Annotated in this window: 18 protein-coding genes; 8 read left to right on the top strand and 10 right to left on the bottom strand. The window is 62.6% G+C overall.

All coding sequences use genetic code 11. From position 1 onward, the window contains the following. Position 1: 1 nt before the first annotated feature. Genes CKJ84_RS08475 through CKJ84_RS08445 form a run of 7 tightly spaced genes read right to left on the bottom strand, consistent with a single transcriptional unit; the run spans position 2 to position 6,611 of the window. On the bottom strand, positions 2–943 hold the full coding sequence (locus CKJ84_RS08475; protein ID WP_095546645.1) for a sulfite exporter TauE/SafE family protein: 942 nt from the start codon (positions 941–943) through the stop codon (positions 2–4). Next, on the bottom strand, positions 936–1,625 hold the full coding sequence (locus CKJ84_RS08470) for a sirohydrochlorin chelatase (protein ID WP_095546644.1): 690 nt from the start codon (positions 1,623–1,625) through the stop codon (positions 936–938). The genes CKJ84_RS08475 and CKJ84_RS08470 overlap by 8 nt, the downstream gene beginning before the upstream one ends. A gap of 12 nt (positions 1,626–1,637) precedes the next feature. Further along, entirely contained in the window at positions 1,638–2,927 is a 1,290-nt protein-coding gene (locus CKJ84_RS08465; protein WP_095546643.1) for a sulfate adenylyltransferase subunit 1, read from the bottom strand. After that, positions 2,927–3,859, bottom strand: a complete 933-nt coding sequence (gene cysD, locus CKJ84_RS08460) for a sulfate adenylyltransferase subunit CysD (RefSeq protein WP_095546642.1) — start codon at positions 3,857–3,859, stop codon at positions 2,927–2,929. The genes CKJ84_RS08465 and cysD overlap by 1 nt, the downstream gene beginning before the upstream one ends. 36 nt (positions 3,860–3,895) lie before the next feature. Further along, positions 3,896–4,678 (bottom strand): phosphoadenylyl-sulfate reductase, encoded by a 783-nt coding sequence (locus tag CKJ84_RS08455; RefSeq protein ID WP_095546641.1) that lies wholly within the window; start codon positions 4,676–4,678, stop codon positions 3,896–3,898. After that, positions 4,675–4,941 (bottom strand): hypothetical protein, encoded by a 267-nt coding sequence (locus CKJ84_RS08450; RefSeq protein ID WP_095546640.1) that lies wholly within the window; start codon positions 4,939–4,941, stop codon positions 4,675–4,677. The genes CKJ84_RS08455 and CKJ84_RS08450 overlap by 4 nt, the downstream gene beginning before the upstream one ends. Next, positions 4,938–6,611, bottom strand: a complete 1,674-nt coding sequence (locus CKJ84_RS08445; protein WP_095546639.1) for a nitrite/sulfite reductase — start codon at positions 6,609–6,611, stop codon at positions 4,938–4,940. Before CKJ84_RS08445 ends, CKJ84_RS08450 begins: the two co-directional genes overlap by 4 nt. Before the next feature lie 283 nt (positions 6,612–6,894). Between CKJ84_RS08445 and CKJ84_RS08440 the strand changes: the two genes are divergently transcribed. Next, on the top strand, positions 6,895–8,271 hold the full coding sequence (locus tag CKJ84_RS08440; RefSeq protein WP_095537495.1) for an FAD-dependent oxidoreductase: 1,377 nt from the start codon (positions 6,895–6,897) through the stop codon (positions 8,269–8,271). A gap of 290 nt (positions 8,272–8,561) precedes the next feature. On the opposite strand, the gene CKJ84_RS08435 is transcribed toward CKJ84_RS08440, so the two are convergent. Both CKJ84_RS08435 and CKJ84_RS08430 read right to left on the bottom strand, forming a co-directional pair. Then, a complete protein-coding gene (locus CKJ84_RS08435; protein WP_095546638.1) occupies positions 8,562–9,212 on the bottom strand; it encodes a response regulator transcription factor in 651 nt (216 codons plus the stop codon). 12 nt (positions 9,213–9,224) lie between these two features. After that, on the bottom strand, positions 9,225–10,241 hold the full coding sequence (locus CKJ84_RS08430) for a sensor histidine kinase (protein ID WP_133064823.1): 1,017 nt from the start codon (positions 10,239–10,241) through the stop codon (positions 9,225–9,227). A 392-nt stretch (positions 10,242–10,633) separates the two neighbouring features. On the opposite strand from CKJ84_RS08430, the gene CKJ84_RS08425 reads away from it, so the two are divergent. Genes CKJ84_RS08425 through CKJ84_RS08415 form a run of 3 tightly spaced genes read left to right on the top strand, consistent with a single transcriptional unit; the run spans position 10,634 to position 11,930 of the window. After that, on the top strand, positions 10,634–11,032 hold the full coding sequence (locus CKJ84_RS08425; protein ID WP_095537492.1) for a hypothetical protein: 399 nt from the start codon (positions 10,634–10,636) through the stop codon (positions 11,030–11,032). A gap of 11 nt (positions 11,033–11,043) precedes the next feature. Further along, complete coding sequence (locus tag CKJ84_RS08420) at positions 11,044–11,469, top strand: hypothetical protein (protein ID WP_095537491.1); 426 nt, start codon at positions 11,044–11,046, stop codon at positions 11,467–11,469. After that, positions 11,466–11,930 carry a hypothetical protein gene (locus tag CKJ84_RS08415; protein ID WP_133064030.1) on the top strand — a complete coding sequence of 155 codons (465 nt, stop codon included), beginning with the start codon at positions 11,466–11,468 and terminating at the stop codon, positions 11,928–11,930. Before CKJ84_RS08420 ends, CKJ84_RS08415 begins: the two co-directional genes overlap by 4 nt. Positions 11,931–12,024: 94 nt before the next feature. Here CKJ84_RS08415 and CKJ84_RS08410 read toward each other — a convergent pair whose 3' ends face one another. Continuing rightward, positions 12,025–13,488, bottom strand: coding sequence for an integrase core domain-containing protein (locus CKJ84_RS08410; protein ID WP_095546637.1), 1,464 nt, complete (start codon positions 13,486–13,488; stop codon positions 12,025–12,027). 178 nt (positions 13,489–13,666) lie between these two features. Here CKJ84_RS08410 and CKJ84_RS08405 point away from each other — a divergent pair, with 178 nt between their 5' ends. Genes CKJ84_RS08405 through CKJ84_RS08390 form a run of 4 tightly spaced genes read left to right on the top strand, consistent with a single transcriptional unit; the run spans position 13,667 to position 18,950 of the window. Continuing rightward, entirely contained in the window at positions 13,667–14,566 is a 900-nt protein-coding gene (locus tag CKJ84_RS08405) for an ABC transporter ATP-binding protein (protein WP_095537489.1), read from the top strand. Then, positions 14,547–15,341: an ABC transporter permease gene (locus CKJ84_RS08400; RefSeq protein WP_038592731.1), complete on the top strand. Its 795-nt coding sequence runs from the start codon at positions 14,547–14,549 to the stop codon at positions 15,339–15,341. Before CKJ84_RS08405 ends, CKJ84_RS08400 begins: the two co-directional genes overlap by 20 nt. Before the next feature lie 28 nt (positions 15,342–15,369). Continuing rightward, complete coding sequence (locus CKJ84_RS08395; protein ID WP_095546636.1) at positions 15,370–17,073, top strand: ABC transporter ATP-binding protein; 1,704 nt, start codon at positions 15,370–15,372, stop codon at positions 17,071–17,073. Next, positions 17,070–18,950: an ABC transporter ATP-binding protein gene (locus tag CKJ84_RS08390; RefSeq protein WP_095546635.1), complete on the top strand. Its 1,881-nt coding sequence runs from the start codon at positions 17,070–17,072 to the stop codon at positions 18,948–18,950. The genes CKJ84_RS08395 and CKJ84_RS08390 overlap by 4 nt, the downstream gene beginning before the upstream one ends. Positions 18,951–18,962: the final 12 nt, after the last annotated feature.

Below are 18,962 nucleotides of genomic sequence, written 5' to 3'. Positions count from 1 at the left end.
CTTAGGCCGCATGCACGGTAGCGGGCGCTGCCGGTTTCTCAACGGGAACCGGCGCGCCCGCTTCATTGTTTTTCGCCGCCCCCGCCCGTCGCGCGCCGCGCCACGACAGTGCCGCCCCCGCCGCGAGCACCGCAATGCGCGCGACCCAGAGACCCCAGTCGGGTGTGTCGAACGCGGCGAGCACCCTCGGGAGGTTCAACACCACGATGAGCGTGCCCACGACCCCTCCGAGCAGGATCGGGTTCAAGCGCGAGACCAGCCACGCCCCGATGGGTGCGGCGATCACCCCACCGACGAGCAGCGCACCTACGGCCGCGAGGTTGGCTACCAGGTCGTCCCACATACCGATGGCAAAGCCTGCGGTCGCGACGGCGGTGACCAGAAACTCCGCGGTGTTGACGGTGCCCACGATGCGGCGTGGTTCACTGCGCCCGGCGGCGAGCAGCGTAGAGGTGGTCACTGGCCCCCAGCCGCCGCCACCGGTCGCGTCCACGAACCCGCCGAACACGCCCAGCCCGCCGAGGAACGGCACCGAGTGCGGTTTCGCGGAAAGCTTTCGCTGCGTGATCCCGCGGGAGAAGCGGATCATCAGGTTCAGGCCGATGAGCGCCAGGATGAGCGACATCACCGGCTGCGCGGCGTTGGCGGACAGGTTGGAGAGCACGGTCGCGCCGATGAACGCGCCGACCGCGCCCGGCACGCCGATCGACGCCACGACCTTCCAGTCCACGTTGCCAAAGCGCCAATGCGCCACGCCCGCCGCCAGGGTGGTCCCCAGCTCTGCGGTGTGCACCACCGCGGACGCGCCGGCGGGCCCGAGCCCGGCAAGCATGACCAGCATGGTGGTGGAGGTCGCGCCGAAGCCCATGCCCAGGCCGCCGTCTACAAGCTGCGCCGCCAGGCCGGCGACCGCGATGAGCAGCAGCGTGCTGAATTTATACATGGGGTTCTCCTTCCAGCGCCGCGCGGTAGCGGTCGGCCACAATGTCCGCGAGCGCCGTGGTTAGGGGCTGCGAGGCCGTGGCCTCGGGGAACGGGTGCAGGGCGGCCCGCGCCTGGTCCAGGAGCAGGCCGTCCGAGACGAAGAGCGGGAGTAGGTGGATGGGGGTCTGCGCCGCGCGCTCGGCCAGGATGTCCGGCCCGCCGCGCGTCGCGGCGATGAGGGACGTTGGGCGCCCAGTTCGCTTTTCGACGCCACCGCGCACCCCCTCGTACCGCGCCGCCTGCTCCGCGTCGGACGTGCCGACTGGGTAGATGACGAGGTGGGCGTGGGGTGGGGCGTCGGCAAGCGCTTGCTCGGCGAGCACCCCGACGAGGTCCTCCCCCAGCCCGATGCTGGAGGCGCGGGTGAGCGGAAGGGACTCGGCGGCGGCCCGCATGTGCGCGGGGACGTCGTTGCGGGCGTGGAAGGCGTCGGTGAATAGGAGCGGGACCACGATGGCACGGTCCTGGCCAAGCGACGCAAGGTGCCGCGCGGCGCCCTCCAGGTCGGGCTCGTCGAACTCGAGGTGGGCGTCCGCGCTGGTGACGCCGAGCCGGTCGGCGGCCGCCATGGTCAGCGCGCGCACGCCGTCGCGGGCCCGCGGGTGGCGAGAACCGTGCGAGAGCGTGAGCAGGGCGACCATGGCGACACCGATCTAGCGCAGGCGCGCGCCCACCAGGCCCGCGGCGAGCGTGTTGCCGGAGGACTTGTCGATGAGCAGGAAGTTGCCCACCGCGCCGCGGGCGGCGTAGTCCTCCACCGGGAGCTCGGCGGCGGTCTGGATGGTCACGTGCGCGATGTCGTTGAGGCGCACCGCGTCCGGGTCGAGGACATCCTTGTCCGCGGAGTCCAGGTCCAGCACGCGGTCCACGCTGACCACGCGGGCGCGCTCGAGCGCCGTGCCGTAGCGCAGCTTCACGGCCTTGCCCGGGGTGACGTCCTTCTCCGAGAGGCCGACCACGGTGGCGGTGAACTCACGCACCGGCTCCGGGCGGGTCCCGGCTGCGAGGAGGTCGCCGCGGACCAGGTCGATCTCGTCGGTAAGCCGCAGCGCGACGGACTCGCCCGCGCGGGCGGACTCCACCTCGCCGTCGGCGGTGTCGATGCCCGCGACGGTGGTGGTGCGGCCGTGCGGCGCGGTCACCGTGTCGCCGACGTGGATGGTGCCGGCGTTGATGCGGCCCGCGTACGCGCGGTAGTCGCTGGCGTGCTCGCGCAGCACGTACTGGATGTTGAAGCGGAAGTCCAGGTCAAGGGCGCGGCCGGAGTTCACCGGCACGTCCTCGAGCACCTCGAGCACCGTCGGGCCGGTGTACCAGTCCATGTTGGTGGAGCGCTCGGCCACGTTGTCGCCCTTGAGCGCGGAGATCGGCACCACGATGGGTTGCTCGATGCCCAGCTCGTGCGCCTTCGTTTCGAAGGTGTCCTTGATCTGGGTGAACGTGTCCTCGGAGTAGTTGACCAGGTCGATCTTGTTCACCGCGAGGATCACGGTGCGCACGCCCAGGAGCTTCGCCACGGTGAGGTGGCGAATCGTTTGCTCGACGACGCCGTTGCGCGCGTCGACAAGCAGGACGACCACCTGGGAGGTGGACATGCCGGTCACCGTGTTACGGGTGTACTGCACGTGGCCGGGGGTGTCGGCGAGGATGAAGGTGCGCTTGTCGGTGGCAAAGTAGCGGTAGGCCACGTCGATGGTGATGCCCTGCTCGCGCTCGGCGCGGAGGCCGTCCACGAGCAGGCTCAGGTCCAGGCCCTCGAAGCCGCGGTCCGCTGAGCTCTGCTCAACGGAGGCGAGCTGGTCGGCGAGCACGGACTTCGTGTCGTGCAGGAGGCGGCCGACGAAGGTGGACTTGCCGTCGTCGACGGAGCCGGCCGTGCACAGGCGGAGCGTCTGGCGCGAGGCCAGAAGGTCGGTGGCGGTGGTCGGGGTTGCGGCAGTCATCAGAAGTAACCTTCCTTCTTGCGGTCCTCCATGGCGGACTCGGACAGGCGGTCGTCGGCACGCGTTGCGCCGCGCTCGGTGAGGGTGGAATTGGCGATCTCGGCGAGGACCTCGTCGATCGTGGTTGCGTCGGAGTCAACGGCGCCGGTGCAGCTCATGTCGCCGACGGTGCGGTAGCGCACGCGGCGCGTCTCAAGCGTCTCGCCCTCGCGGGGCCCGCCCCACTCGCCGGCGGTGAGCCACATGCCGTCGCGGTTGAACACCTCGCGGTCGTGCGCGAAGTAGATCGGCGGCAGCTCGATGCCACGCGCGCCGATGTACTCCCACACGTCCGCCTCAGTCCAGTTGGAGATGGGGAACACGCGCACGTTTTCGCCGGGCAGGATCGCACCGTTGTACAGATCCCACAGCTCGGGGCGCTGGCGGCGCGGGTCCCAGCCGCCGAAGGAGTCGCGCACGGAGAAGACGCGCTCCTTCGCGCGGGCGCGCTCCTCGTCGCGGCGCGCGCCGCCGAGCACGGCGTTGTAGCCCACCTCGGCGATCGTCTCTACCAGCGGCACGGTCTGCAGCGGGTTGCGCGTCCCGTCGGGGCGCTCCTGCAGGTCACCGCGGTCGATCCAGTCCTGCACCTCGGCCACGCGCAGGCGGAGCCCATGCTTTTCGACGACCCTGTCACGGAACTCCAGCACCTCCGGGAAGTTGTGGCCCGTGTCCACGTGCAGCAGCTCGATCGGCGCCGTCGCCGGCGCGAAGGCACGCAGCGCCAGCTCCAGGACAACGCAGGAGTCCTTGCCGCCGGAGAACAGCAGGCCAACCTTGTCGAATTGGCCAGCGACCTCCCGCAGGATGTGGATCGACTCGTCTTCCAGCTCTTTCAGGTGCGGCGAGAGCGCACCGCTGCCGGCGCGCTCCCCGTTCGTTGCAACAGTCATGTGGTCCTTCTACTCCTTGTCCCAGGTTCCAGCGATCTAGTCGGTGTGCAGGCCGCACTCGGTCTTCTGCGCAAACGCCCAGCGTCCCGAGCGGGGGTCCTCGCCCTCGGCCACCGGGAGCGTACAGGTCTCGCAGCCGATCGAGGGGTAGCCCTGAGTGGTCAGCGGGTGGATAATCAGGTCATTGTCCGCGATGTAGGCGTCGGTGTCCTCCAGCGTCCAGGTCACCAGCGGCGAAATCTTCAGCCGGCCCGTCTTGTCCAGGCTCAGCGCGGGCGCCTCGGCGCGGGTCGGGCCGTCGTCGCGGCGCACGCCGGTGATCCAGCCGACGTAGGGGCTCATGTGCACCGCCAGCGGCTCCACCTTGCGCATCCGGCAGCAGGCGGTGGGGTTCCGGCGGTACAGGTTCGGCCCGTACACCTCGTCCTGCTCGGAGCGGCTCAGCTGCGCGGTCGCGCGGACCAGGCGGTTGTCCGGATAACGCTGCTCCACCTTGTCCGCCACTTCGAGGGTCTCCGCGAAGTGGTACTCGGTGTCCAGGAAGAGGAAGTCGGCGCCCGGCAGGAACTGCTTGGACAGCTCCGCCAGAACCGTGTTCTCCATGGACAGCGTGACCACGAGCGGGCCCGGCGCGTGTTCGTGGGCCCAGGTGAGGATGTCGGCCGCGGTGGCGTCGTAAAGCGATGCGGCGTACTTGTCCACGAGCTCGGCGTTGCGCGCGGCGGTAGCCTCGTCGAGCGGTGCGGTCGTGGTCGGGCCGTCGGGGCTGACCTCGGGGTTTTTGTACTGCGAGCTGTCGCCCTGCAAAAGGTTGATCATTTCGTGCCTCCAGTGTTGCGCGCCACCGCGGTGTGCCCGTGGCGAGCGAGTGAATCTTGCAGTGCCTGCGGGGTGGACGGCGCGGGCGCGGGGGCGTGGTCCGGGTCGTCCTGCCCGTAGAACTTCACCTCGAAGATACGCAGGCAGGCATCGCACTTCCATGCGAACTCGGTCTCCTCATCCGGCCACAGCCCCTCGCCCGAGCAATATGGGCAGAAGGTCGGGTGGTTGCGGTTCGGGTTCGGCTGGCGGCGAAAGCTCATCGCAGCTGCTCCTCGTCGGCCCGCAACAGGTACTCGCGGAAGAGTTCGCCCTCTTCGCGGTTGTCCACGTAGTTCTGCACGACGCGGGTGACGTACTCGGTGAGCTCGGTCGACGCCACCTTGTGGCCGCGCAGCTTGCGGCCAAAGTTCGCGCCCTCGCCGACGGTGCCGCCCAGGTGCACCTGGAAGCCCTCGACGCGCTCGCCGTCCGCGTTGGTCACCGTCTGGCCCTTCAGACCAATGTCGGAGACGTGGTGGCGGGCGCAGGCGTTTGGGCAGCCGTTGAGCGAGATGGTGATCGGGCTGTCCAGGTCGCCGAAGCGCTCCTCCAGCTCGTCTGCAAGCTCGATGGCGCGGGACTTGGTGGTCACGTGCGCGAGCTTGCAATACTCGAGCCCGGTGCAGGAGAGCAGGCCGCGGCGGAACTCGCTGGGTTTGGAGTACAGGCCCAGGTTCTCCAGGTCCGCCTGCAGCGCCTCGGCCTTACCCGGGGCGATGTCAAGGATCAGCAGCTCCTTGAACGGGGTGAAGCGCATGGAGGTGGAGCCGTAGCGCTCGACCAGCTCGGCGACCTCGATGAGCTGCTCGCCGGACATGTGGCCCAGGGTGGGCTTGACGCCGACGTAGACGTTGCCGTCGCGCTGCTCGTGCACGCCGATGTGGTCGCGGTCGATGAGGTTGGTGGGCGCCTTCGGCCCGTCGGGAAGCGCGTAGCCCAGGTACTCGTTCTCCAGGACCTCGCGGAACTTGGACACGCCCCACTTGGCCACCAGGAACTTCAGGCGGGCGCGGTTGCGGAGGCGTCGGTAGCCGTAATCACGGAAGATGCGCACCACGCCGGCCCACACCTCGGGGACCTGCTCGAGGGCGACAAAGGCGCCGAGGGACTGCGCGAGCATCGGGTTGGTGGACAGGCCGCCGCCGACGTAGCACTCGAAGCCGGGGCCGAGCTCCGGGTGCTCGACGCCGATGAAGGCGACGTCGTTGATCTCGTGGACGACGTCCTGGCGCGCGTTGCCGGAGATGGCGGTCTTGAACTTGCGCGGGAGGTTCTGGAACTCCTCGTTGGTGACGATCTCCTGGATCTTGCGGATCGCCGGGGTGGCGTCGATGATCTCATCCTTGGCAATGCCCGCGACCGGGGACCCCAGGACCACGCGCGGCACGTCGCCGCAGGCGTCCCACGTGTTCAGGCCGACGGACTCAAGCTTCTCCCAGATGGTGGGCACGTCCTCGATGCGCACCCAGTGCAGCTGGATGTTCTGCCGATCGGTGAGGTCCACGGTGGAGCGCGCGTAGTCGCGCGAGATCTCGCCGACCACGCGGGCCTGCTCGGTGGAGCAGATGCCGCCGTCGAAGCGGATGCGCATCATGAAGTACTTGTCCTCCAGCACCGAGTTGTCCTCGCCGGTGTGCTCGCCGCCGAGGTTCTGCTTGCGCTGCGTGTACAGGCCGAGCCACTTGAAGCGCGGGTACAGGTCCTCGCGGTCGATCGAGTCAAACCCGCCCTTGGCGTAGGTGTCAATGACGCGCTGCTTGACCTCCAGGACGGGTTCGCGCTGCTTGAGCTCCTCGTCGTGGTTGAGGGGCTCGGTGCCGTCGATAAGCCACTGCCCCTCTGGCTTCTTCGTGCGCTCCTTCTCGGCGCGGGTCGCCGTCGATGCTGGCATGCCTTCCTCCTTACTGCACAGACCGAACGGTCTATGGTGTGCGGCACTAAATTTCCGTGCGGTCGAGTTTGCCGTACTGAGCGGTCTACGGCAAGTACTATTTCCTTTTGCCATCTCATCCAGAGGTTTTTGCCTGAATGTTTTCCAAATCGCACCGAGCGGTTCGCTTATCGACGCCACGCCGCCCCCGCACCCCTTGACACCAACCCATTTTTAGACCAAGCTGTCTATACGCTATATTGGTCCAATATTAACGGTTCCCTACCTTGAAAGGACACCCTCAATGAGTTTGCGCGTCGCCGTCGTCGGCGCCGGCCCCGCCGGCATTTACGCCTCCGACCTCCTCCTCCGCAACGATGAGCACGACATCCACGTCGACCTCTTCGAGCAGATGCCCGCCCCCTTCGGGCTGATCCGTTACGGCGTCGCGCCCGACCACCCGCGTATCAAGGGCATTGTGAAGTCCCTGCACAAGGTGCTGGACAAGCCGCACCTGCGCCTGCTGGGTAACATCACCATCGGCCGCGACATCACCATTGATGAGCTGCGCGACTACTACGACGCCGTCGTGATCTCCACCGGCGCCGTGCGCGATCGCGAGCTGCGCATCCCGGGCGGCGAGAAGTCCATCGGCGCCGGCGAGTTCGTCGGCTTCTACGACGGCAACCCCCGCTTCGAGCGCGACTGGAACCTGGACGCCCGCGAGGTCGCCGTCATCGGCGTGGGCAACGTCGCACTCGACATCTCCCGCATCCTGGCCAAGACCGGCGACGAGCTCCTGGTCACCGAGATCCCGGACAACGTGTACGAGTCCCTGAAGAACAACAAGGCGGAGACGGTCCACATGTTCGGCCGCCGTGGCCCCGCGCAGGCCAAGTTCACCCCGAAGGAGCTGCGCGAGATGGACCTCTCCGACACCATCCAGGTGCTCGTCGACCCGGAGGACATTGATTATGACGCCACCAGCGAAGAAGTCCGCCGCGCCGACAAGTCCGTCGACCTGAACTGCCAGGTCCTGGAGCAGTACGCCATGCGCGAGCCGGACGACGCGCCGCACAAGATCTACATCCACTTCTTCGAGGAGCCGGTCGAGGTGCTTACCGACGACTCCGGCGCCATCACCGGCCTCCGCACCGAGCGCCAGGAGCTGGACGGCAATGGCGGCATCACGGGCACCGGCAAGTTCACCGACTGGCCAGTCCAGCAGGTCTACCACGCGGTGGGCTACCGCTCCGAGCCCGTCGACGGCGTGCCCTTCGACGTGGAGCGCAACGTCATCCCGAACGACGGCGGCCACGTCCTGGAGACCATCGAGGACGGCGCCGGCTTTGAGGACAAGCTCTACGTCACCGGCTGGATCAAGCGCGGCCCGATCGGCCTGATCGGCAACACCAAGTCCGACGCGAAGGAAACCACCGACATGCTCATCGCCGACGCGGACGCCGGCAAGCTGGCCACCCCGTCGCACACCGGCCCGGACGAGATCCTCGAGCTGCTCGACGAGCGCAACATCCCCTACACCACCTGGGACGGCTGGTACCGACTGGACGAGGCCGAGCGCAAACTGGGCGAGCAGTCTGCCCTGCCGCGCGAGCGCAAGAAGATCGTCGAGTGGGAGGAAATGGTCGAGCACGCCCGCAACGTGCCGCAGGTGCCCTAGGTATCTCTGGGAGGGCCGGCGAGTGCCGGCCCCTTGAGGTACAAGGCCCCGCCTGATCCGGTGCTAGCATTGCACCGTTTCTATTCGCCGTTGTCGTTTCCGCGCGCAAGGGGCCCAAATGCTTCTCATCCGTCTGCTCGGCAGGTATTCCAAGCAGTACTGGCCGGCCGCGCCCTTCTCAGGATCGGTTTCGGATCTCAAACCCGAGGTCAGCTGCGAATACCCAACCTGGGGGATCTGCACAAAGTAGCAGAAGTCCAGAGGCCGAGGAATGTGGATAGGGCCGCACTTCAGATAAGCTCAGCTTCCCTCACCAAGAGTGCCAGTTGAACGCGGTTATTGATTCCGAGTTCATCAAAAATCTTCGTCAAGTGGGTTTTGACCGTAGCGGTTGATAACAACATCGCTCTCGCTATCTCCTGATTAGTTAAGCTCTGTGCAACTAAGATCGCTATTTCCGTTTCCCTTTCGCTAAGGCCCGCTAGGGCCTGTTGAGCTTGAACCCGCCGATTAACCTGGCCGTCCCGGGTGTACGCGTCAAGCAGGATGCGAGTATGACGAGGGGAAAGAGTGACCTTGCCAGCGGAGGTGTCCCTAATTGCTTGGATTACGGATTCAGGAGGCGCGTCTTTCAATAGGAACCCGATAGCACCGGCCTCAAGGACCTCCATGACGGTCGATTCGTTATCGAATGCAGTCATCATCAATATTGCTTGGCTATGCCCAGTCTTGAGAATCGATTCGGCAACTTGAAGGCCTGCAACGTTTGGCATCCGGACGTCCAGAACAACCACGTCGGGACGCAGACTCAGAAGCTGATCAATAGCCTCAGCACCGCTTCCTGCTTCGCCGACAACTTCGATATCGTCGGTCGCTTGGAGTATGAACTTCAAGCCCCGGCGAACCATCGGATCATCATCCACTAGGTACACACGTATCATCCGATGGTTTCCCTACGCGATCACCGATTTGGGCCAAGGGACTATAACGTGTAGTTCAAAGCGACCGGACCGTTCTCCAAACCGCACAACGCCACCGAACTTGCTTACTCGCCGTTCTACCCGTTTCAAACCCGTCCCACGGCGCTTCTTAACTAGATCTCCCGATTCAACCTCACGCACGGAGTTCTGGATATAGATTTGTAATTCGCCTCCTTCACTGCCACTCAGTTCAACAGAAATCGGGCTTTGTGGAGCATGAACACTAGCATTGGCTAGAGCCTCTCGAACTACTTGCGAGACGAGCTGGCGCATTTCCCGTGGCATTTCATCCACCTGGCGAAGCGATCTAGTGTTCAGCGTAATGTCGGCCCCGCTTCTCCGATTTTCAGCCACGATCGCAGCTAAATCTTCGGGGGCCTGGAAAGCCGACGCATCGTCCAAGCGGTCAATAAGAACTCTGAGGTCCGCTAACGTCTCTACCGCGGTCTCTCGTATCAATTGAGCGTTCTCCTTGATCACGTCGGGGCCAGCTTCGGAGTTGACCTCGAGGCCACCCGCTTGCAGTGACAACAACGCTAGCTTATGGCCAACATGATCGTGCGCTTCATTGGCGATCCGGGCTCGCTCCCTGAGGACGGCCTCTGTAGCCACCCTTTGCCGCTCTAGCTCTTTATGCTGCGCAATCACCCGGTACGACTCAACCAGATTTCTATTGTAGGAAATAACCAGCCCAGCCAGGAACGGCACAATGACGAGAACCGTGCCTTCAACCAGCCAGGCAATAGTTGGATCATTGGTTTCCTTCTCACCCGCCTGAACAGTGACGATCGTTTCCTTCTCCGACCACCCGACTCGGCAGAGGACGAAGGCAGCGACCACAGCCGCGAAACTGCCCCATCCTCGCTTACGCAGTGCCAAGTTGAACACGGTCGGAAGAAAGAAGACGTTAGTTGCAAAAAGAGCACAAACTGCTGGCGGAAAAAGAACCAGAAAGGGATGTCGTTTGCGTTGAAATTGCAGCGCGATCATCAATGCGATTAGCGCTATTAACGCCACCCGACTTTGCTCGCTAGCTCCGCTCAGTGAGACGAAACCGATCAAGCAGATTGACGCAAGGTAGATGAGGTCGCTCCACGTCTGACCCCCAAAAGGGACCGTCACCCGAATCTGAGACTACGCGCTCCAAAGTGACGCCCCCTTTTAGTCGCAAAGATCCTTGACCAGCAAGAAACAGGCGGAACATTGCGCAATTCTAGCTCGTCAACACACACTCGGGCAACTGAGGATTCATAGCTACTTGGCCAAATTTTTAAATGTCCAGTTGGCCGATACCCGGATCGGACCCGGTAATTTAAACTGAGGATGGCGGTCAAACGGTCGCCCTCCCCACTGAAGTCATCGGAAATAGAAAGGAGTACACGTTGGACAAGGAAAACGTTGCCCCGTTCGAAATGGAGCGGATCGACTACCCGGTAATCGAGGAAGACGCTCCAATGCCCCCATTGAGCCAGGAGATGGTCCGACAGGAAGCAAAGCAGGGGCTTCTCGAGATCAGAGATTTTGTGACCGGGGACGAGTTTGTCGCGATGCTGCAAGAACTGTATGCGCTACCGGTTCAGGAACGCGACGAGTTCGTTCGAGGCACGATCCTCGACGAAGATGAGTTAGAAGATCGAGGTATCCATGTGCCTGAGGGCCTGAAGATCCAACGTTCGCGGTTTGGCGACGGCCGACCCACTCTGTTTTGCGTGGCGAAACTCTTGTCAGACGGGGTCAGGAAAGTGACCTACACGTTCGACAGCGACGCGGCACTAGCTTAAGAGGTGCACCTGTGGAAGTGACTAAGAAATTCACGGATAGAGCCAGTTTTCACGGCGCAACTAAAACTGAGCTCGAGTCGAATGATGCTGGTCGACGACTGTTCGGGCTTGCGAATCAGGCGGCTCTTTTTCCGCACCAAGGCGAAATCTTTCTCAACGAGAAGAAATTGGTCCTTGGTGACTGGCTGACTCTGTGGCCCACTGATATCCAGGATGTTGACGTCGAGTTCACACCCGAGTATGGGCGCTTCACAGCGGGCGGTAGCCGAGGCGGATTTCCCTCTCTCGGATTCGTTAGGGATCTTGGTAAGCCCCTGAACCTCTATCTCACTAACGGAGACAGAATCTCACTTCTAGTGAACTTCAGACTCGTCAGTGGAACTAACGACAATAAGTCCTGGCTCGAGAAAATTCGCTCGTTCGCCAACATCGGATGACTCCCTTTGTTCACCCCAAGCAAATCATTGCAATACCAGAAAGGATTCACCATGTCCGTAAATACTTCACCATGTCCGTAAATACCACGTTCAACAAGATCGACAGCGAGATCGCCGAGGTAGAGCTTCGCATCAACAAGGAAACGATCACGAAGCAAATCGATGACTTCATCGAAGTTATCGCTTCTGATGGGTTCATCGGCTACATCAACGATGTCGCTCAGCTCCCCACCCATGCGAAAAGGAAGGAGCTTACTGCAAAGACCGCCAATCTCGAGACTTTGCGAGAGCGCGGAGTGCCAGTTCCTGACGGACTGCGATTCACAACGCGCGAATTCGAGCTACCCGAAGATGGTCGTGAGGCTGAGGGTCCCCTGCTCAAGGTTCGACCGGAACTTGATCCGCGAATGGGAGGCTGCATCAGCATCGGTTTCTACGTCTGCGCCAGCTACGGCAACTAGCTAAAGTTTGTTATGTCCATAGAGTTTTTGGACAAGGAGTCCAATGACTTTTTGGACACGGAATCCATGGAGTTCTTGGACAGTTTCTAGCGGGTCATATTTGTGGTCTGCGTTTCGGTCGGGGCTTGGCGAGTTTCGGGTTCATCCGTGGCGGCTTGCGGTGCTTCATTCCTTCAACGAGGTTGATGTTGATCTGCCCGCCTGGTGGCCTGTGGCTCAGTGTGACTGGCAGTGGCACGCTGAAGAGGAATTCACCGTCGTGGGCCGTGAAGAACTCCGCGATATCGTCGTTGGTGACCGTGGCGTAGAGCTCGCGGTTTTTGAATCTTAGGCCGATGTAGAGCCCGTAGCTACACACACGAACGACACCGTCTTTGCTCACGCGGAGCGTATCTGGGATACCCCAATCGTTTGTTGATTGTGTTGTCGGCACCGTTAGTGTTGGGGTATCGGTGCCAGGTATGCCGTGTGAAGCTGCCATGTCATCGGTGCTGGTCTCGGGTGAAGTTGCCGCTTCCCCGGGGCCGTTTCTCACTTCGTTTGCTGCCTGCGGGTTGTGCGCCTTGTTGTAGGCAAGTACGCGGGCCCAGACTTGATCTGGATCAAGCGGCTGCGTGGGCGAAGGTGCTTTGGGGAAGGTCTCGAAAGCCTGGCGTGGAGTGATGTGCATCTTGCCGACCAGCAGTGATTGGTGCCGTCGTCGTTCGTTGTACACGTGCCGATACTCAGCGAGGTATGTGTTGACCTCGGCAAGGCTTACTGGGTGGCGAGCGTCGAGAAACTGGGTCAATGTGCGGTGGGAGCGTTCGTCTTTGCCTTGGGTTGTCGGCGCGAATCCAGCAATGGCGAGCACGCCTTCGCTGGCGAGCCATGTTTCAGTCGCTGTGAGGTATCCGCGGTGGTAGGTGGCAAACGCGTCGCCGTTATCAGAAAGGATCTCTTGGGGTTTGCCGTAGGTGGCGAACGCTTCGGCAAGCACGGTGCGCGCATCAGTACCGTTTTCCGGTAACGCGAACGCTTTGGTTCCGACGTCGAATCTGCTGGCGTCGTCGATGACCTGGTAAATCGTCACGAGCGTGTGAGCATGGTCGAAGAGGCGGTAGACCAGTCCATCGATCTGCCAGAGTTCACCGACGAAGTCACGGGCGAAGCGTCTATAGGAACTCCTCGGCCGTTTGCGGGCATTAACGTCGACAAACCCCAGCTCATGGAGCCATGAGGCGATTGTGGAACGTGAAGGGGTGCGATCGGCACCGACGGAGTCGAACAAGAAGTAGTAGATCGACCAAGGCCCGTAATCCAAGCCCTGTTCCATCAGCTTTTGCCTGGCGTGGACGACGGCGATCTTGTCGTGGTCTCCAAACTTTCCGGCCGGGTGCTTCGGGGCAGTCGAATCCGGCACAATGCCGGATCGCCCCTTTTGCGCTATCCGGTCTTTGATGTTGTGGTACGTCTGCCGCGAGATGCCCAGTTCTTTGCAAAACTGTGTGATCGTTTTGCCGTCACGAGCAGGATCGAAATCTGCGACCTTTCTGCGCTTGTGTAGTGGAATAGCCATCCGGCTATTCCACCGCTGCAGGCGTCCAAAAAGCTACTAGACATCCTGTCCAAAAACTTCCTGGACTCCTTGTCCAAAAAGTCCCTAGACATGACACAACTAGCTAAAGTTGCGCCCTAACCACCTACGAAGTAGCCCCGATTACAAGCGGGGCTACTTGCCTACGAATGGTACTTAGATGAAAACACCTCAAGTCGCTGTAAAACTTTCTAATCTTAGCAAGAGGTATGGTTCGACTCTCGCACTCGATGACATCAATGTAGAGGTCCCCGCAGGGACAGTAGTGGGTCTTGTGGGGTCGAACGGTAGCGGAAAGTCCACACTTCTACGCCTTATTGCCGGAGTCGAACGCCCTTCCCACGGGGAAATCGAGTTCTTCGGGAAAAACCTCGCCTCCAGCGAAACTATAGGGAGCGGGACTGGAGCTGCAATCGACGCAATGGCGCTTTGGCCGCGCTGGTCAGTCAAACGAACTTTGACATACCTTGGTCAACTGACTGGGCGAACGGACGAGGAAGTCAAGGACGTGATTAAATCCCTGTCGTTGGGTGAGTATTCGTCGAGAAAAGTTCGGACGCTATCGTTTGGAAACCGTCAACGGGTGCAAATTGGTGCTGCTTTGATTAATGGTTCACTCCTGACCATTCTTGACGAACCAATGAACGGTTTAGATCCCCAGGGGCGCCTGCTTATGCGAAACCTCATAGAGCAGTTACCAACTGACGAACGCACTGTCTTAATCTCAAGCCACGACCTCAATGAAATTCAAACCCTTTGCTCCCACATCATCCACCTAGAACGCGGAAGAATGATTTTTGCTGGTGAGCTCGCTAGCTACGTGGGGGAAGCGAAAACTTTCTTAGTACATTATCCGCCGGAACTGAGTGAGGCGATCAGTTCCATCATTGATCATCGGCGTGTCCGAACTGGCTCGCACAGCCCTGGCGTGCTGGAGGTGGACGATCAGAATGTCGAAACCCTACGGACCCTAATGGAGGAGCACTCCATTCCGGTCTTGAATCTGGAGACGAAGAAGCACACTTTGGAGGATCAGTTTCATGCACACGGCAGACCGTAAGACGGTGGTCAAAGTCGAAACCAGAAGGTGGATACTTCATCCGGGAGTCTTTGCTCTACTCGTAGTTGTGCCGTTACTAACCGCACTGTTGTCATACGCCGCAGTCATGGCATCAAGCGGGGCCTCCTCAGATGCCGGTGCGGTCTCGATCGACACCACGGCAGCACTCGGGCCCGACTCAGAAGATCCGGAGAAGCTGGATCTCGCCGCAACCTCGATCTATCTACTAGCGCCACTTGCCGCTTCACTCCACGGCGTTCTTTTCGCTGGAAGCGAGCTCTCATCGGGCGCTCTGCTCAATATTGCGGTCGCGGCGCGGCGTTTGAGAACGATCTTCGCCGTTCGGGCGCTATCTCTGGTACTTTTGTCGTTAATAACCGGAGCAATCCTAACCGCATTATCGATCGCCGGGTTGACGACAGGTTTGAGGCAAGCCGAAGTACCAAGCCTCACCCCCGAAGCGCCCCTTGGTACCGTCATCCTGGGCGGATCCATTCTCTACGCCACCGTTGCCGTGATCGCATTTGCGGCAGCAACACTGCTAAGACGGTGGGTCGTCGTTTTGGTTGCACTCGTAGCTTACTTCGTTGTTGCAGAACCCCTGCTAGCCTCAATGCTGTCCGAACGTGCTTCGAACTGGTTGCCTCACGTTTCGCTTGGAAAGTGGGTGGACCTTGAGCCCGAGAGACGATTCGCTTTCCCAACTATGGTTCTGGCGCTTTTGGCTCTGGTCACTGCCGTGGTTGGCACGCAGCGTGATCGAGCTGCGAGGTAAGACCGTTTCTGTGAATTCAGGAGACTAGATGGATCTGTTCCGCCGACTCGCTCGCTATCGTCGTGAGATTTTCGCGGTGCTCATACTCCAGCTGGTTACCACCCTCGCCACGCTGTACCTACCGGACCTCAACGCAGACATTATTGATAACGGTGTCGCGCGCGCAGACGTGCCCTACATCTGGAACGTGGGCCTGCGCATGCTCATCGTCGCACTCATCCAGATCGTGGCGGCCATCGGCGCGGTGTGGTTCGCCTCCCAGGTGGCCATGAAGACCGGCCGGGACATCAGGGCCGCCGTCTACGACCGAGTATCGGGCTTCACCAGCGAGGACATGGCCCGCTTCGGCACCGCCACCCTAGTCACCCGCGGCACCAACGACGTCCAGCAGGTGCAAATGACATTCCTGCTGTTCATGAACTTCATGGTCGCCGCACCCATCATGGCCATCGGCGGCATCATCATGGCCCTGCGCCAGGATGCGGGGATGTCCTGGCTCGTTGTCACGGCGGTGGTCGTGCTCGCCGTCGTGGTGGGCGTCATCGTGGCGATTCTTATGCCGCTGTTCAAGCAGATGCAGAAGCGGCTGGACGCAATCAACGTCCTGCTGCGCGAGCAGATCGCCGGCATCCGCGTGGTCCGCGCGTTCGCCCGCGAGGACTACGAGACCGAGCGGTTCACAGACGCGAATCAGCAGATCACTAAACTCAGCCTGAATATCGGCCGGGTATTCGTGACCATGTTCCCGGTCATCATGCTCATCCTGAACCTGGCGACAGCAGCGGTGCTCTGGTTCGGCGGCCACCGCGTGGACGAGGGCCTGGTAGAGGTGGGCGCGCTCACCGCGTTTATGCAGTACCTCATGCAGATCCTCATGGCGGTGATGATGGGCGTGTTCATGCTGATGATGCTGCCGCGCGCGATCGTGTGCGCCCGCCGCGTGGCGGAGGTGTTGGGCCACGCCCCGCAGATCGTCGAGCCGGCGCGCCCTACTTCCCCCACCGCCCGCACCGGTGAGGTGGAGTTCCGCGACGTCACCTTCACCTACCCCGGCGCCGACGCACCCGTTCTCAAGCGCGTGAGCTTCACCGCCCGCCCGGGCACGACCACGGCGATCATCGGCGCCACCGGCTCGGGCAAGACGACGCTGCTCAGCCTCATCCCGCGCCTGCATGTGGCCACCGAGGGGCAAGTGCTTCTCGACGCCACCCCCATCGACAACCTGGCCCGCCCCGACATCGTCGAGCGTGTCTCCATGGTCCCGGAGAAGCCCTGGCTGTTCAGCGGCACCGTCGCCTCGAACCTGCGGATGGGCAACCCGGACGCGACGGACGAGGAGCTGTGGAACGCGCTGCGCGCGGCGCAGGCCGACTTCGTCGACGACCTGGACATGGAGATCTCGCAGGGCGGCACGAACGTCTCCGGCGGGCAGCGCCAGCGCCTCTCCATCGCGCGCATGCTGGTGGCGCAGCCGGACGTGTTCCTGTTTGATGATTCCTTCTCCGCGCTCGACGCGTCCACGGACGCGCGCGTGCGCGCCGCGATGACCGAGTACACCGCGGGCAAGGTTGTGATTGTGGTGGGGCAACGGGTGGCGTCGATTAGCGGTGCCGACCAGATCCTCGTGATGGAAGCCGGCGAGATCGTGGCACGCGGCACCCACGAAGAGCTGCTGGAAAGCAGCCAGACGTATCGGGAAATTGAGCAGAGCCAGAAGGCGGTGCAGGCATGAGTGAGCAAGAGCCTCGGAAGGCGAAACAGTTTTGGCCCTCGGCGAAGCGGCTGATCGGGTTGCTGGCGCCGTTCAAGATCGCGCTGATCGCGGTCTTTGTGATGAACGCCGCATCGGTCGTGCTGTCGGTGTACGCGCCCCGCGTGATGGGCCGGGCGATGGACGTGATCTTCTCCGGCGCGATCTCCGCCCGCATGCCGGGCGGGGTGACCAAGGAGCAGGCGGTGGAGGGCATGCGCGCCGCCGGCGAGGACCGCTTCGCCGACATGGCGGAGGCGATGGACCTGCGGCCCGGCGAGGGCATCGACTTTGACCACCTGCGCGAGCTGATCATTGTCATCCTCGCCCTGTACCTGTGCTCCTCCGTCCTCATGTGGGCGCAGGGCGCGCTGCTCAACCGCCTGACCATGCGCACCGTCTACGACCTACGCGAGCGGGTCGAGACGAAGCTGAACCGGCTGCCGCTCAACTACTTCGACTCCCGCCAGCGCGGCGACGTGATGAGCCGCACCACCAACGACGTGGACAACGTCCAGCAGGCGCTGCAGCAGGCGCTGTCGCAGATGTTCAATGCGGTGATCACCCTGGTGGGCATCATCGTCATGATGTTCTGGCTGTCCTGGCAGCTCGCCCTGCTCGCGCTGCTGGCCATCCCGCTCACCGCGGTGGCGATGGGCGTGGTGGGGACCCGCTCGCAGAAGCAGTTCGCCGCACAGTGGAAGGCCACCGGCGCCGTGAACGGCCAGGTTGAGGAGGCTTTCTCCGGCCACGACGTCGCGCTCATCTTCGGCCGCACCGAGGAGCTGCGCCGCACCTTCGACGCGCGCAACGAGGAGCTCACCGGCGCCGCGCAGAAGGCGCAGTTCCTGTCCAACTCGATGCAGCCCATCATGCAGTTCGTGTCCTACCTCTCCTACGTGGCCATCGCCGTCTTCGGCGGCCTGCGCGTGGCCAACGGACACATGACGCTTGGCGACGCCACCGCGTTCATCCAGTACTCCCGCCAGTTCAACCAGCCGCTCGGCCAGATCGCCGGCATGATGCAGATGGTCCAGTCCGGCGTCGCGTCGGCGGAGCGCATCTTCGAGCTGCTCGACGCTGAGGAAGAGGTGGCGGATGTCGAGGGGGCGTCGACAAGCGCGCGGCCCGAAGGCCTGGTGGAGTTCCGCGATGTGTCCTTCTCCTACACCGACGAGCCGCTGATCCAGGACCTCTCGCTGCGCGTCGCGCCGGGGCAGACCGCCGCGATCGTGGGGCCGACCGGCGCGGGCAAGACGACGCTGGTCAACCTCATCATGCGGTTCTATGACGTGGACGAGGGGGCAATCCTTATCGACGGCCACGACATCCGCGATTTCACGCGCCCCCACCTGCGCAGCCAGATCGGTATGGTGCTGCAAGACGCGGTCCTGTTCAAGGGCACGATCATGGAAAACATCCGCTACGGCCGCCTCGACGCGACGGACGAGGAGGTCATCGAGGCCGCGAAGGCGACCTACGTGGACCGCTTCGTGCACGCGCTGCCCGACGGCTACGACACCATCGTGGACCAGGACGGCGGCTCCATCTCCGCGGGCGAGCGGCAGCTGATCACCATTGCGCGCGCGTTCCTCTCGCAGCCGGACATCCTCATCCTGGACGAGGCAACCTCGTCGGTGGATACGCGAACCGAGGTGCTGGTGCAGCGGGCGATGAACGCACTGCGGGCCCAGCGCACATCCTTTGTCATCGCGCACCGCCTGTCCACCGTCCGGGACGCGGACATGATCCTGGTGATGCAGGCCGGGCGGATCGTGGAGCAGGGCACGCACGTGGAGCTGCTCGAACGCAAGGGCGCGTACTACGAGCTGTACCAGAGCCAGTTCTCACATAGCTAGACTACCTTTATA

Origin of the sequence: Corynebacterium sp. NML 120412, from assembly GCF_002285155.1 — a bacterium.
Classification (GTDB): Bacteria; Actinomycetota; Actinomycetes; order Mycobacteriales; family Mycobacteriaceae; genus Corynebacterium; species Corynebacterium gottingense.
This window is presented reverse-complemented; position numbering and strand designations above follow the sequence as displayed.